We start from the raw sequence: 13,883 nt of genomic DNA, 5'->3' as shown, positions 1-13,883 counted from the left end.
ATAAATCTGTCAATGAATAGCACTATTGCTTATCCCATCCTTCCTACTTGAAAATCTTCACTGGCAGTGAGATAGTATAAGAGAATTAACAGTAATTAGAATTGATAGCGAAAGAAAAATAATCTTGGTATCAGGGAAGGATGAATAGCTCAAAAGTTTAATCAACAGGATAATTTCCTGTGTATATGCGTCTAAAAAGAAGTATCTGTAACGGAAAAATAGCAAGGATCGCGAAAGTATTTCCACTTTCATTTTTGAAGACAAGAATAGAGCCATACAAACTGTTTTAAGAACAAATGCTCAAATCTTTCAGAGGGGTTAGAACTTTTGGTCGAATTCTGTCTTGACTTTCAGGAATGAAGGCTGTATGCTGAATAAGCAATCAAAGCATTCTGAAGAGAGGTATAAGGGTAGATGTTTCGTTCCCCCAATGCACTCCCTCCTACGCAAGATGAGTCGGATGCCAAGCATGAGCAACTCTCTCTTTTTGCCACGAGGAGAACAGGTGAACATAGCGAAGACATGATTTCAAATAAATTAGAAACAAAGCAAGCGACACGCACAAAAAAGAGTGCAACAACTTATTCATCGGCAGATATCCAGGTACTTGAAGGTATTGCTGCCATCCGACATCGCCCAGGAATGTATATAGGTTCTACGTCTACCTCTGGTCTAATACATCTGATCTGGGAAGCGTTGGACAATGCTGTAGACGAAGCGGTAGCGGGGTATGGTAAGAATATTTGGGTACAGATTGATCAAGATGGGTGGGTAACGGTTCGAGATGAAGGGCGTGGTATGCCTTTTGATCCAATGCTCTACCAGGGAGAATATCTGCCTGCCGCGACAGTGATTCTGACCGTACCTCACTCTGGAGGTAAATTCGCCGAAGGGGCATACAAAACTGCGGGTGGGTTGCATGGTGTTGGCTCGACAGTTATCAACGCTTTGTCCGAAAAATTAGAATTAACGATCTGGAAGGACGGCCAGGAATTTTCCCAGACCTTTAGCCGAGGAACGGCCATGCCTCATCAGATCACTCCGTGTGATCCTAAGCTACATGGTACCCAGTTGCGCTGGTTATATGATAGTTCTATTTTTGATCCAGACGTATACTACTCACTAGAGTCATTAGAGAGCCGTCTAAAGGCGGCTACCTATCTCAATCGGGGCGTTACCTTTCATCTCAAAGCCTGGGATGATGCCACTAACGAGCAGGTTGAGCGCGTTTTCTATTCGCGTGATGGTTTGCCCGATTATGTACGTGACCTGGCAACGACCACCAGCACACCTCTGTTCAAGCATGTTATTAGCATCATGAAAGAGAAGGATGAGGTGCGCGTTGAGGTTGCCTTGCAGCCAACCACTGGTTACAAAATCTCGATGTACAGTTATGCAAATGCTGTCAGAACGCGCGATGGTGGGGTACACGAGACTGGTTTTAAAGCGGCTTTGACCAAAGTTGTAAATGACTATGCCCTCAAATGGAACATTATCAGAAATCGTGAGCGCGATGGTTTTCGGCCCGAAGTCATCCAGCAGGGCTTAAATGTGGTTATTTCGATTAAGCTGACCAACCCGCAATTTCAGGGCCAGACCAAGGATCGTCTGAACAATGCGCCGGTAGAAGGAATGGTGCGTTCCGTTGTAGACGAAGGCCTGAAAGATTGGTTTGAGTCCAACGTCAGTGCTGGTAAAGAGTGGCTGAAGAAAATCCAGCAAATGCAGAAGGCGCGCAACGAAGCGCAATTGGTTGAAGAATTGGCGCGCGCGGGTAACAAAAAGAACGGCGAACTGATCGATACCAGCCTGTCAAAGAAATTTCTGCGCTGTAACACAAATGATCCTTCGCGCGCAGAACTCTTTATCGTTGAGGGCGATTCGGCTGGTGGTAGTGCTGGACAGGGGCGTTTTTCAGATTTCCAGGCGGTCCTAAAACTCAAAGGAAAGCCGCTGAATGTCGCTAAAGCTGATCTGAAAAGCATTGTTGAGAACGATGAAATCCGAACCATTATCAACGTATTGGGTACCGGTACACGCGACACGTTCGATCTCAGTCGACTCAAGTTTAATCGTGTCATCATTGCCACCGATGCTGACGTCGATGGATTGCATATCCAGTGTCTGCTTTTAACTTTATTCCATCAAGAATTTAGCGACCTGATTGAGACGGGGCATGTTTATATCGCATGTCCGCCGCTATATTCGGTAAAATACAAAAACAAAGTGCACTGGTTGCTGGATGACGAGGCGCGCATACAATTTATTCGCTTGCATCCCGATGCCCAGAACCTGGAGTTCAAGCGCTTCAAAGGTCTGGGTGAAATGAACCCGAAAGAATTGCGTGATACCACGCTAGATCCGGCTAGGCGCATGCTTAAGCGTGTCACCATGGAAGATGGTGTTCTGGCAGCGAAGCTGGTCGCGGAACTGATGGAAGACAAAAATGCGGAGCGCAGACGCACCTTCCTGGCCGAACATTCCCGCAAAATTAAGGAACTGGACGTATAACAGATGGCTCGTAACATGACAGAAACAGATTCTTCAGGAACTGGAATTATTCGCGAGGATTTTTCCGTCATTATGTCGCAGGCTTTTGCGACATATGGACTCTCGGTAGTCACTGATCGTGCCCTACCTGATGCTCGTGATGGTCTTAAACCTGTACAACGGCGCATTCTGGCAGGTATGCTTAGCGCCCGTTATCTCTCCTCACGGCCTACTGTCAAAAGCGCGGAAGTGGTTGGACTTATCCTGGGCAATTATCATCCCCATGGTGATGTCTCTGTATATGAGGCCGCCGCCCGTATGTCACAGCCGTTTACCCTGCGCTATCCTTTAATCGAGGGTCAGGGCAATATGGGCAGTGAAGATGGGGATGATCCTGCCGCGTATCGTTACACAGAGATGCGGCTCTCGCCCCTGGCGGAAGCCTTGATGGCGGATATTGAACGCGACACGGTGCCTTTGCATCCCACGTACAAACAAGATCCTAAAGTGCAGGAGCCAGACTACCTGCCCGGCCGTATCCCGCCTATCGTCAATCCCTCCAGTGGTATCGCGGTTGGGCTTTCCACCAATATTCCTCCACACAATCTGGGAGAAGTCATGCGGGCCTGTATTGCCCTGTTAGATCGCCCGAATATGACCGTCGAACAGATTATGGGTTATATTCAGGGGCCGGATTTCGCTCAGGGCGGCCGCATTATCGGTATCGATGGCATCAAGGATTATTTTACCAACGGTAAGGGACGCATTATTGTACGCGCGGATGTACGCCTGGAAGAGACTCCTCGTAGCCGTGCTTTGATTGTTACCCAGATTCCCCCATTGGTCGTGATAAAGTTAAGGCCTCGATTGTAAAAGCGATCAATGCGCGCAAGCTCGAAGGTTTAATGCCAGATTTACGCGATGAGAGCGATACCGAGAAGGGTACTCGCATCGTATTGGAGCTGCGCAAAGATGCTGATGCCGCGCAGACCCTGATGCAACTCTTCAAAGAGACAGACCTGCAAATTGCGCTATCCTTCCAGATGGTTTTCCTGTTTGGTGAGCCAATGCAGCCGGGACGGCAGCCAAAGCAGGTGGGTGTAGTCGAATTGCTCAACTATTGGAATGAGCACCAGATTGATGTGTTAACACGCCGCTCACAGTATGATCTCCGCAAAGCTCAGGAACGTTTGCACGTCGTAGAAGGCCTGGTTATTGGTGCCGCTAATGCAGAACAGATCGTTAGAATATTCCAACAGGCTGAAGACCGGGCGGCAGCGCGAAAAGAAATTGAAGCACGCTATCAACTTACCACCATACAGTCAGATGTGATTGCTTCAATGACCCTGGCCCAGGTTACCCGGCTGGATAGCAGCAAATACGCTCGAGAAAGAGAAGAGCTCCAGGTACGCATTCAAGATTTGGAGCACCTGCTCGCCGACCGTAAGATCTTGATTGCTGCTTTGAAAAAAGAGATGCAGCAGCTGATCAAACAATTTAGTGATGAGCGGCGCACAGTGATAGACGTTGATAGCCATGTGTTGACGCCAATCGAAAAAGTTGAGAGCTTGCATGAACGAGAGCCATTGCTGATCGGCTTTACACGCAACAATGCCTTGAAGGCATTGCCTGTAGAGACCTATAAGCCGAAAGGTAAGAATGGCAATGCTACATATACACCAGTACGTGGAGATGAGCAGCTGCGCCAGCTAGCCGCTGCCACGACCCAGGATTACCTGTTGTGTATCTGCTCTAGTGGCCGTGTGTGTCAGGTTGCAACCCACCGCATCCCGGTAACAACGCGCTCAAATAAGGGCGAATTGATCCGTGATCTATTGCGACTGGCCCCTGATGAAGAAGTTGTCAGTGTATTACCAGTGGATGCATATGACGAGGATCGTTACCTGGTCACCTTTAGCACTTATGGCAAAGTGAAGAAATCCCCGCTCAGCGAATATAAAGCCACGGATGTTGATGGTATCCAGGATATGAAGTTATCCGATGGTGATACTGTGGCGACCGCCTTGATCTCATATGGCCGGGGAGAATACTTTGTCTCCACTGATAATGCGCTGACTTTACGTTTCAGTGATGAGCAGTTGCGCAGTCAGGGTCGTGGAGGGCAGGGTGTTGCCGCCATATCCTTGAACAAAGGCGGGGTCGTCGTAAGCGCGTCTTATCTGGATAGTGAACCGGCGATTGAAGCCGATCGCGATATCTTTAGTGTGACCAGCCTGTTAGTTCTCACTGAGGGTGGTTGGGCTAAAAAGGTGCCACTCAGCCAGTTTGTCCAGAAAGGACGAGCAACTGCAGGTGCGCCCATCATTGAATTGGCTGATGAGGATCGTGTGTTGCAAACCATGCTAGTGCAAGAAGATGATGCATTCCTGATCGCGGTTGCCAATGGTAAGAGCGAGCAAGCGGTGTTTATGAAGGCTTCTGATATCAAAACCTTCTTGCGGGCACATAAAGGCGAAGAGATCGCTGCTGGCCGCATTCTCAATGCTATTAAACTATAGCTCCAGTAGCGGGTGTGGATAGGAGATATTCTGGTCTGAGAATATCTCCTATCCACACGTCTTATAGCCATATGTAGAGTAGAGCAAAAATAGAGATGTAAGCTATTGGGGGAGCGCCTGTTTGAGCTTCTCTATTTGTTGTAGATGAATTTCTCCATGTTCAACATAGGTTTGAAAAATGTCATAGAGGCTTAATCTACCGCGCTCGGCGTGCACGCTGGTCAACTCCCAGGATTCGGGGGGAATCAGTTCGAGCAGGGCACCACTGGACGTGCGTAGAGCGGCAAACAGCCTCAATGCCAGATGATAATCTTGCTCGCGATAAAAAAGCGTTTTACTCCAGATATCCTCATCATAAACAGCCAGAATAGAATCCTTTTCTGCTAATGTCTTGCGTATCCTCCAGAAGCCAACCGACTCGCTATCGGCTAGATGAATAAGTACTTCATGGATGCTCCACTCACCCTCTATAGGGGTCTGTTGTAGTTGTTCTTCTGTAAGTTCCTCAATAGCTTTCGCAACGCGTTCTGGGATAGATTCATATTGTTGTAGTTGTTCGGGGTCGCCACTGGCATACTTTACTATATCCTTTCCATCTTACAAGCAAACTATTTATGTCTTGCCATTATATGATAACTATTGTGATATGTTGTTGGCTGTTTTCGAGCATGGAATAAAGCCCCTCCAACAGGTTGTATACCTGCTGGAGGGCTTCTAACTGGCTGAATATAGAATTTCCTTGATGTTTCTATTAGAGTGTTGCGCCACCGTCAAGCTTTACTTCTTCAACGCTATGATCAGTGGTGGTATCGGCGATAGGCGCATCAGTGCGTACTACTTCGATTGAGCATTGGCCGAGCAGAGCACCCAGAACGCCCAGAGCGGCCCATACAGGCGCAATCGCGATACTGGCTACTCCAATGGTCAGTGGGAACTCAATGATTGAGCGCCCATCCTGCTTGATAATGATGCGTCGCACATTACCCTCATGCACAAGTTCTTTGACCTTGGCCAGCAATTGCTCACCAACAACCTGTAACTCTTCTACTCCATAGCCTGTTTTCTGTTCGAGATTTGGATCTGTCTGAGTCATAGTAAAGTTTCTCCTTATATGCGTACATAGTAACGCTTCAATAGAATCTTCAGTAATGCTTAGGGCATGGGTAAACAGATGCATCCTCGTAGAAGTAACCGGCGCCTGGTTCGTTTTACGATGCACATGCAATATATTATGTAAGGTAGCCATTTTGTTGACTACATCTTGTATACGTAGCAGAGTGTTTTTAGGTTATATAAAATGACGTCAATTTGTTCGAATTTATTTCATAATAGCTATGCGTCTGTATTTTTGTTTGATATGATGAATTTATATAAATTTCGATGCCCTCATGGCTCAATGAGAGAGATATGAGGATGAATGTGAGGAATTTGGATGGCGTATTTTTTAGCCAAAACTGACCCGGAAACCTATTCGATTGAGCACTTTGCGCGCGAGAAAGAGACCGTGTGGGATGGTGTGCGCAATATCCAGGCGGTACGTATTATACAGGCGATGAAACCGGGCGACATCGTCCTGATTTATCATAGTATGGGAGAGGCGGCGATTGTTGGCCTGGCGCGTGTAACATCTGAGCCCCGGCCAGATGCTTATAATGAGAAAAGCTGGGTGGTAGATATGGCCTTTGTGCGGCAATTTGACCGACCTGTGACCCTGAGGAGCATTAAGGAGACACATCTGTTTGACGATTGGAGCTTGATACGCCAGAGCAGGCTGTCAACCATGGGGGTCCCCAATGAGTTCGTGAGCTGGTTACATGAGCAACATCCAGAGTATGAGCTGGTGTAGATATTTAATGCCTGATGCCTGATAAAAGTTTTTGTCGCGTCAATTAGAAAGGGGTTGGATGTATGGATGAGCAAGCATGGTGGTATATCAATGGCAATTGGGTGCATCCACATGAAGCGAGCATTTCAATTAATGATGTGGCGGTTCTGCGTGGTTATAGCGTTTTTGAGTCGTTAAGGACCTATCATCGCCGACCGTTTCACCTGGATGAGCACCTACAGCGTTTATATCGCTCGGCCCGGTTAATTGAATTGGACGTTACTTTTGCTGCTGCTTTTTTGCATGATATTGTGCTGGAAAGCATTGAGCGCAACCCTTATGAACATGCGACAGTGCGCTTGTTAGTAACGGGAGGCGTCAGTGAAGATGGTGTGCTGCCTTATGGTGATTCCGGACTGGCGGTAATGGTCACGCCCCTGGCTGAAAGAGACATGGAAAGATTTGCCCGTGGTTGTAAACTGATCACGACCAATCTGACGCGTATGATGCCGGAGGCCAAAACAGCCAATTATGTCTCAGCCATTCGAGCTTTAAAAGAGGCGGCCCAGCAGCAGGCGAGTGATGCGCTTTTTGTCAATGAGCAGCGTCATGTGTTGGAAGGTACCAGGAGCAACTTTTTTATCTTCCATGGTGATACCCTGGTCACGCCACAAAAAGAGGTCTTGATTGGTGTGACCAGGAATGTCGTGTTAGAGCTGGCGCGTGGGCGCTTTACCATTGAGGAGCGTCCTATTCTCATTGACGAGCTTGGTAGTATTGACGAGGCATTTATTACCTCTTCCTCGAAAGAGATTACACCTGTCATACAGATTAATGATCTGGTGATTGGTGATGGGAAGCCTGGAACGCGCACGTACGAGCTTGAGCAGCACTTTATCAAGCTGGTAGAGCAAGGCCAAGGTACTTTGTAGAGTTGGTAGAAAAAGTACAAAGAAGGCGATACTGGATGTGTTTCTATCTCCACACTGTATCGCCTCAGGTATTTATCGGTACTGATCTATGTTATGCCGCTCCCCTGGGAGCGCTATGGTTAGCCAGCTTGCTCTTTGGCAGCAGCTGCTCGGCAGCTGCTTTCAAGCGAGCCTCACTACGAGGGCCAAAGCCTGGTAGCTGACGGATACGTTGTTGATTGGCTGCCCACCACAGCTTCTCAACAGAGTCGATTGCCAATTCTTGATTAAGTCGAATGGCAGTGTAGGGTCCAATATGCTCAACGGCCATCAATGCTCGCACCCCATAAGGGAGGGATTCCATACGAAAGCCATTGGTGATAGTCATTGAACCTAGCTCAACTAATTCAGTTATACGCCCACGCAAGCGTGTACCAAGTCCTGGTATTGGTAGGTTTTCTCCACGGGCAAGAATATCGGCAGCCGGTTCCTCAAGGTCTAAAACTCCGCGAGCGGCATTGCGATATGCCTGGATACGATAGGCATTGCCGTCCTGGCCAGCAATCATATCCGCGATCTCGGATAAGACCTCCGCAATCTGGCGATTCGTAATCTTAGGAGGTTGTTTGGACTCTTGTTCCATACCTGGCAACGTAAGCTGAGCAGTATTCTTGCTGGATCTGAGCGAAAGCGTTGGCATGATATGAATGGTCTGGGTAATTTGCATAATACTCATATACGTTGCTCTCCTTTTTAAAAGGACGATGTCTTATAAGAGGGAATTCTTTTTCTGGCTAGCAAAAACGGAGAACATACGAGGAACTATGAAGGAATAAAATTTAAATGCGTGCGTTCGAAATCTTGTTCTAATTATAGCACAATTCAGAGCCTGAGTCAAATAAAATTGTATAGCTCTGAAGGCGCTTAATTGCTAGATTCAGGGCATAATATAAGAGATGAAAACGACCCTTTTTTGGAAAGAAAAATTACATGAATATTGACAATCATGATCCGGTGGTAGCCTTCACGCTAACGCGTTATCCACGCCAGCAGCGCTTAAGAGCGCTGGCCCATTTAGGGCTTGATCGTTGGCCTTTGGCGCACACTCCTGGTCTGTTGTTCTGGCGATTGTTGGGCGTAGGGCAAGGCCGCGTCTTCGATCCCCACGCGGACCTGCAACGCTATGCCCTATTCACTGTCTGGAGATCCCTGGATGATCTACGGCGCTTTGAAAGTACTTCGACGGTTATGCAGCGCATCTATCAACGCTCTGAAGAGTCCTGGACCGTGCACATGGTGCCTGTCAGCTGGCATGGCAAGTGGGGTGGGCGCGATCCATTGCAAGGGTTCGTAGCCGCCTCTCCGCCGCAAACTGGACCCTGGCTTATTCTCACGCGTGCGACCATACACCCAACAAAAGTAAGCTCTTTTCTGCATGCCGTGCCTGCTGTCGCGGAACAACTCCTGCGGCAGAAATCCTTACTACAATCAGTTGGAGTTGGAGAGGCGCCCTTATTTTATCAAGCCACGCTGAGTATCTGGTCTACTTTACCAGCTGTGCAGCAATTTGCTTATAAACCAGCAGCCCATATGGATGTCATTCGTCGAACGCGCCAGGAACAATGGTATAAAGAGGAAATGTTTGCGCGTTTTCGGCCCTTAGCGTCTTACGGGACCTGGGATGGAATAGATCCGCTTGCCAGGCCCATTGAATAAAATAGGTTCTTGCTAAAAGATTGTACATCTCCTATCTGATAGAGTAGACAGTCAGCTATAGTTCGACTATACTAACCACGATTAGAGTGAGAACCATCCTTTTATTGATTGCTTGCTGGTGATCATTGGTGATGTTCTCTTTATGCATCATTCTCCTAAAGAAGGACTTCCATGTCAGACGATTATAATGTGCTCGTGGTGGGCGGTGGACCGGCTGGTTTAGCGGCTGCAGAAGCTGCTGCCAGAAGAGGTGTCCGCACCCTGATCTTAGAGCGTCAGAATGAAATTGGTTACCCTATTCATACCAGTGGCGGGAGCTGGGTTAAGGACATGCAGACACTCGGCATACCTGAACACCTGTACCATCCTGTCAAGACTGTTTATTTCTTAACTCCACATCGTGAAGTTTCTTTCCAGTACAATCCCGCAGTAGCTTGTGTAGTGGATATTCGTGGTTTATACCAGCACCTGGCTGCCCGCGCAGTAGCCGCTGGCGCAGAACTACGGGTTCGCCATACGGTTGAACAGGCCCTTCTCGAACAGGGGCGTGTTGTAGGTGTAACGGCCAAGACCCACGTCAGCGAACGTATGACAGTGCATGCAGATGTCACAATTGACGCCTCTGCTTTTCGCGTCATATTGGTGTACGTGCGGACATGGGGGAGCATTTCGTCGCTATGGATTTGGGGCTGAATATGACCTCTATGCCCCCAATTATCCTCAAGATGAGTTGTTTCTGATTATGGGGAGTGCCTTCGCGCCACAAGGTTATGCCTGGGCTTTCCCACGAGGCAACGGACGTGTGCGCCTGGGCGTTGGTGTGATTCATCCTGATAACGATGAGGATGCCCGAATTTACCTGGATCGCATCATGCGCGATATTCCACAACTGGCTGAGCGCTTTAAAGGTGCCAGTCCCCTTGAATATCACACGGGCCTCTTCCCTTCTGAAGGAGCCGTACCTGGCTTCTCGCGCGATGGCTTACTGCTGGCTGGAGATGCCGGTGGGCATGGCTCTACTCTGGTAGGTGAAGGTATTCGTTTCGCGATCTATTCTGGACAAATGGCTGGTGAAACCGCGGCAGAAGCTATCAAAGCCGGTGACACCTCGGCGGCCTACCTGGGGCGTTTTGATCAGCGCTGGCGCTCACGTTTTGCGCGCGATATGGATATCGCTTATATGATTAACAAGCATATCGCGGCATACAGCGATGCGCAATGGGATAGTTCGCTGGATCTCTTAAAACGTCTTACTCCGGCCCAGGCTGCTCAGGCCCTGCGTGGTGATTTTACTGCCAGCCTGGTGATGGGAATTCTTGCTCGTAACCCCTCTCTTATCGCAACCGGTGGAAAACGCTTCCTCGATAAAATGTTAGAGCGTATCAATAAACCCGTGGCTGTAAGTGCTGAATAGATTACATGGTGCATAAAATGTCTACCGCACATCTTATGCACCATGTAATACAATCAAAATTAGCATGTGCCGCTGGTTTTCTGATAGCGTGTTTCTGACAAATAGTAGCTGCATTGTTGGCTGGGAATAAGCGTACGCGGGTAGATGTTAGAGATAACAGAAACAATACCAACTCTCTCAGTGCATATCAAGGAGAACACTATGTCTGAATCTACTTTAGAGACTTCACAAACAGAACAAAAGATTACTATGTATGCGACTACCTGGTGTGGTGATTGCCGCTTTGCCAAGCGTTGGTTTGACTCACATGGTATTGCCTATGATTATATTAATATCGAGGAAAACGAGCAGGCTGCTGACTATGTCATGAAAGTTAATGGCGGCGCTCGCACGGTTCCAACCATTATCTTTCCCGATGGATCAGTACTGGTTGAGCCCAACGCCCGCGACCTGGCTGCGAAATTTCCCGAACTGGCAAAATAAATCCATACCGCAACCATGAGAAGCTCCTACATCAATGGTAGGAGCTTTTTGTTTGCTTGCGGCGTACTCTATACATGTGCGCTATGCTATAAAAAGCATGCTACTAATAGTTGTAGCTAAGTTGGAAGGGATTAAAATCATGGCTCATCCAGGTTTAAAGGACGGTCCAATTTATCTCGATTATAACGCCACGACACCCGTAGATCCTGCAGTCGTGGATGCGATGTTGCCGTACCTCTCCACCTACTTTGGAAATCCATCCAGTACCCATGCGTACGCACAGCCTACTCGTATAGCGATGGCAACGGCGCGCGAGCAAGTTGCGCAGTTACTTGGTTGTAGCGCGGAAGAAATTATTTTTACCAGTTGTGGATCGGAAAGTAACGCTCTGGCCATTCGAGGTGCCGCGCTGGCAAACCGTTTTCATGGCAATCATATCATCACGCAAGTCACAGAGCACCCCGCGGTTATCAATGTATGCAAGGCACTGACTCGGCTCCATGGTTTTCGCGTAACCTACCTGCCAGTAGATAAGTTTGGGCGCATTAATCCAGCTGAATTGGAAGCGGCCATTGAGGAGCAAACAACACTCATTTCCATCATGTATGCCAACAATGAGACCGGTACCATGCAGCCAATTTCTGAACTGGCCGATATCGCCCGCCGGCATAGAGTGCTGTTGCATACAGATGCCTCACAGGTGGTTGGGAAAGTTCCGATAGACGTGCAGCATCTGGGGGTCGACTTTCTAACGGTCACTGGACATAAATTCTATGCTCCCAAAGGAATAGGAGCCTTGTACGTGCGCAGAGGACTGCAATTAGAGCCCTTACTCTATGGGGGTGGGCAAGAGACAGGCTTGCGCGCTGGCACCGAGAATATCGCCTTTATGGTGGCGATGGCGCGGCGGCCGTACAGGCACGTGAAAAGCTGACAGCAAGTAAAGCACGGCTGCAACATCTGCGCGATCGACTCCAGCAAAAACTAGAGCAACGCTTGCCGCAGGCGGTACACCTGAATGGTCACCCTGCAGATCGCCTCCCTAATACTTTGAACATAAGTATTGATAATGTAATAGGTGAAGAGGTTCTTGCTGCGACACCGGGCATAGCCAGTTCCACCGGATCAGCCTGTCACGAAGGCAAGGCCGAGCCGTCGACCGTCTTAACAGCCATGGGGCTCTCGCGCGAACGAGCGCTGGGTGCACTACGCCTGACTGTAGGGCGTTGGACAACCGAGAGAGATGTTGATGCTGCCTCTGACCAATTGGCGCAAAGCGTACAGACACTGTGGAGTAACCGCGAGCGTTAAAACTTTACTGCTCATCACCCTGCTAAATATACAGATGCCCGGCCTCTTGTTCTGCTTCAGAAAGAGACCGGGCAGGCACAGTAGCTGACATAAGATATGCTCATCTACCGATGGTAGCCCCTAACGACGCTCTAGCGCTCGTGATGGCCACCAAACTCAAAGCGCATGGCTGACAGAATCTTATTGGCGAACTCTGCCTCATTGCGGGACTCAAAGCGATCGTAAAGAGCGGCGCTCAGAACATGAGCTGGGACACCCTCATCGATAGCAGCCTTCACTGTCCAACGACCCTCACCGGAGTCTGCCACACGGCCCGAGAAATTGCTGAGGTCTGGGCTCTGTAATAACGCATGTGCGGTTAGATCCAGCAGCCAGGAGCTTATGACGCTACCACGGCGCCAGAGCTCAGTGATCTCAGGCAGATTCATATCATACTGATAGTGCTCAGGGCTCTGAACTGGAGCTGTCTCAGCATCGACCTGATGCTCACGTTTACCGATATTGGCATGATGCAAAATGTTCAGGCCTTCAGCATAGGCAGCCATAATGCCATACTCGATACCATTGTGAACCATTTTCACAAAGTGACCAGCACCATGTGGTCCACAATGCAGATAACCATATTCGGCAGTACCGCCCTTATTCTCACGGCCTTCGGTGCGAGAAGCAGCTTCAATACCAGGAGCCAATACCTTGAAAATGGGATCCAGATATTTGACGATCTCGTCTTCGCCGCCGATCATCTCACAATATCCACGCTCCAGTCCCCATACGCCACCGCTGGTGCCGCAGTCGACATAGTGAATATTATGTTTTTTCAGCTCATTAGCCCGGCGGATGTCGTCCTGATAGTTGGAATTGCCACCATCTATGATGATATCATTTGGTGACAGATGAGGAAGCAACTGAGCAATGGTATCATCGACAGAAGCAGCAGGCACCATCAACCAGAGTATGCGAGGTGTGGTGCTCAATTTGTTTACCACATCTTCCAGCGATGTTGCTCCGCTAGAAATGGCTCCTTCTTTAACACGCTGCTCAACGGTTGATGCTGTACGCGCATAACCGACGACCTTATGTCCAGCACGCACAAGTCTTTGTGCCATGTTGGCGCCCATACGGCCAATTCCAATCATTCCAAGTTCCATTGTAAGACGTTCCTTTCTTTATTGTGCACGCTCGCATTTCCCCATAAGGACACACATAAAGAGACC

General features: G+C 48.7%; 15 protein-coding genes. 11 read left to right on the top strand and 4 right to left on the bottom strand.

Annotated features, from left to right (window positions below):
- Positions 1-414: 414 nt before the first annotated feature.
- The 3 genes from EL645_RS00880 to EL645_RS43735 are packed head-to-tail and all read left to right on the top strand — an operon-like array spanning position 415 to position 5,009.
- Positions 415-2,511 (top strand): DNA gyrase/topoisomerase IV subunit B, encoded by a 2,097-nt coding sequence (locus EL645_RS00880; RefSeq protein WP_126548300.1) that lies wholly within the window; start codon positions 415-417, stop codon positions 2,509-2,511.
- Positions 2,512-2,526: 15 nt separating this feature from the next.
- Positions 2,527-3,363, top strand: a complete 837-nt coding sequence (locus EL645_RS43740) for a DNA gyrase subunit A (RefSeq protein ID WP_161977004.1) — start codon at positions 2,527-2,529, stop codon at positions 3,361-3,363.
- Positions 3,364-3,395: 32 nt separating this feature from the next.
- Positions 3,396-5,009 (top strand): DNA gyrase subunit A, encoded by a 1,614-nt coding sequence (locus tag EL645_RS43735; protein WP_126548298.1) that lies wholly within the window; start codon positions 3,396-3,398, stop codon positions 5,007-5,009.
- 102 nt (positions 5,010-5,111) lie between these two features.
- Here EL645_RS43735 and EL645_RS00865 read toward each other — a convergent pair whose 3' ends face one another.
- The gene (locus EL645_RS00865; protein ID WP_371865708.1) at positions 5,112-5,543 is read right to left on the bottom strand and encodes a DinB family protein; all 432 of its coding nucleotides are present in this window, start codon (positions 5,541-5,543) and stop codon (positions 5,112-5,114) included.
- A 217-nt stretch (positions 5,544-5,760) separates the two neighbouring features.
- The gene (locus EL645_RS00860; RefSeq protein ID WP_126548296.1) at positions 5,761-6,102 is read right to left on the bottom strand and encodes a DUF4342 domain-containing protein; all 342 of its coding nucleotides are present in this window, start codon (positions 6,100-6,102) and stop codon (positions 5,761-5,763) included.
- A gap of 339 nt (positions 6,103-6,441) precedes the next feature.
- Here EL645_RS00860 and EL645_RS00855 point away from each other — a divergent pair, with 339 nt between their 5' ends.
- Positions 6,442-6,855, top strand: a complete 414-nt coding sequence (locus EL645_RS00855) for an EVE domain-containing protein (RefSeq protein ID WP_126548295.1) — start codon at positions 6,442-6,444, stop codon at positions 6,853-6,855.
- Between the two features lie 62 nt (positions 6,856-6,917).
- Entirely contained in the window at positions 6,918-7,766 is an 849-nt protein-coding gene (locus EL645_RS00850) for an aminotransferase class IV (RefSeq protein WP_126548294.1), read from the top strand.
- 91 nt (positions 7,767-7,857) lie between these two features.
- On the opposite strand, the gene EL645_RS00845 is transcribed toward EL645_RS00850, so the two are convergent.
- A complete protein-coding gene (locus tag EL645_RS00845) occupies positions 7,858-8,481 on the bottom strand; it encodes a helix-hairpin-helix domain-containing protein (RefSeq protein ID WP_126548293.1) in 624 nt (207 codons plus the stop codon).
- A gap of 254 nt (positions 8,482-8,735) precedes the next feature.
- On the opposite strand from EL645_RS00845, the gene EL645_RS00840 reads away from it, so the two are divergent.
- From EL645_RS00840 to EL645_RS40445, 6 genes are all read left to right on the top strand, one after another.
- The gene (locus tag EL645_RS00840) at positions 8,736-9,461 is read left to right on the top strand and encodes a hypothetical protein (protein WP_126548292.1); all 726 of its coding nucleotides are present in this window, start codon (positions 8,736-8,738) and stop codon (positions 9,459-9,461) included.
- Between the two features lie 171 nt (positions 9,462-9,632).
- On the top strand, positions 9,633-10,154 hold the full coding sequence (locus tag EL645_RS00835) for an NAD(P)/FAD-dependent oxidoreductase (protein WP_126548291.1): 522 nt from the start codon (positions 9,633-9,635) through the stop codon (positions 10,152-10,154).
- Positions 10,066-10,875: a geranylgeranyl reductase family protein gene (locus tag EL645_RS00830; RefSeq protein ID WP_161977003.1), complete on the top strand. Its 810-nt coding sequence runs from the start codon at positions 10,066-10,068 to the stop codon at positions 10,873-10,875. The genes EL645_RS00835 and EL645_RS00830 overlap by 89 nt, the downstream gene beginning before the upstream one ends.
- A gap of 201 nt (positions 10,876-11,076) precedes the next feature.
- Positions 11,077-11,358: a mycoredoxin gene (locus EL645_RS00825; protein WP_161977002.1), complete on the top strand. Its 282-nt coding sequence runs from the start codon at positions 11,077-11,079 to the stop codon at positions 11,356-11,358.
- A gap of 139 nt (positions 11,359-11,497) precedes the next feature.
- The gene (locus tag EL645_RS00820; RefSeq protein ID WP_218031653.1) at positions 11,498-12,292 is read left to right on the top strand and encodes a cysteine desulfurase family protein; all 795 of its coding nucleotides are present in this window, start codon (positions 11,498-11,500) and stop codon (positions 12,290-12,292) included.
- A 62-nt stretch (positions 12,293-12,354) separates the two neighbouring features.
- Positions 12,355-12,669, top strand: coding sequence for a hypothetical protein (locus EL645_RS40445; protein WP_218031652.1), 315 nt, complete (start codon positions 12,355-12,357; stop codon positions 12,667-12,669).
- 131 nt (positions 12,670-12,800) lie between these two features.
- Here the strand turns inward: EL645_RS40445 and gnd are convergent, their stop codons facing one another.
- Positions 12,801-13,817: a phosphogluconate dehydrogenase (NAD(+)-dependent, decarboxylating) gene (gnd, locus tag EL645_RS00815; RefSeq protein ID WP_126548288.1), complete on the bottom strand. Its 1,017-nt coding sequence runs from the start codon at positions 13,815-13,817 to the stop codon at positions 12,801-12,803.
- Positions 13,818-13,883: the final 66 nt, after the last annotated feature.

The sequence above is a fragment of the Dictyobacter kobayashii genome (assembly GCF_003967555.1).
Taxonomy (GTDB): domain Bacteria; phylum Chloroflexota; class Ktedonobacteria; order Ktedonobacterales; family Ktedonobacteraceae; genus Dictyobacter; species Dictyobacter kobayashii.
Note: the sequence above shows the minus strand (reverse complement) of the source record. Positions and strands in the feature narration are given on the sequence as shown.

What these genes read in the sequence shown, in the direction of transcription:
- EL645_RS00880 (WP_126548300.1), top strand. Translation starts at nt 415, where the DNA reads ATGTTTCGTTCCCCCAATGCACTCCCTCCTACGCAAGATGAGTCGGAT.
- EL645_RS43740 (WP_161977004.1), top strand. Translation starts at nt 2,527, where the DNA reads ATGACAGAAACAGATTCTTCAGGAACTGGAATTATTCGCGAGGATTTT.
- EL645_RS43735 (WP_126548298.1), top strand. Translation starts at nt 3,396, where the DNA reads ATGCCAGATTTACGCGATGAGAGCGATACCGAGAAGGGTACTCGCATC.
- EL645_RS00860 (WP_126548296.1), bottom strand. Translation starts at nt 6,102, where the DNA reads ATGACTCAGACAGATCCAAATCTCGAACAGAAAACAGGCTATGGAGTA.
- EL645_RS00855 (WP_126548295.1), top strand. Translation starts at nt 6,442, where the DNA reads ATGGCGTATTTTTTAGCCAAAACTGACCCGGAAACCTATTCGATTGAG.
- EL645_RS00850 (WP_126548294.1), top strand. Translation starts at nt 6,918, where the DNA reads ATGGATGAGCAAGCATGGTGGTATATCAATGGCAATTGGGTGCATCCA.
- EL645_RS00845 (WP_126548293.1), bottom strand. Translation starts at nt 8,481, where the DNA reads ATGAGTATTATGCAAATTACCCAGACCATTCATATCATGCCAACGCTT.
- EL645_RS00840 (WP_126548292.1), top strand. Translation starts at nt 8,736, where the DNA reads ATGAATATTGACAATCATGATCCGGTGGTAGCCTTCACGCTAACGCGT.
- EL645_RS00835 (WP_126548291.1), top strand. Translation starts at nt 9,633, where the DNA reads ATGTCAGACGATTATAATGTGCTCGTGGTGGGCGGTGGACCGGCTGGT.
- EL645_RS00830 (WP_161977003.1), top strand. Translation starts at nt 10,066, where the DNA reads ATGTCACAATTGACGCCTCTGCTTTTCGCGTCATATTGGTGTACGTGC.
- EL645_RS00825 (WP_161977002.1), top strand. Translation starts at nt 11,077, where the DNA reads ATGTCTGAATCTACTTTAGAGACTTCACAAACAGAACAAAAGATTACT.
- EL645_RS00820 (WP_218031653.1), top strand. Translation starts at nt 11,498, where the DNA reads ATGGCTCATCCAGGTTTAAAGGACGGTCCAATTTATCTCGATTATAAC.
- gnd (WP_126548288.1), bottom strand. Translation starts at nt 13,817, where the DNA reads ATGGAACTTGGAATGATTGGAATTGGCCGTATGGGCGCCAACATGGCA.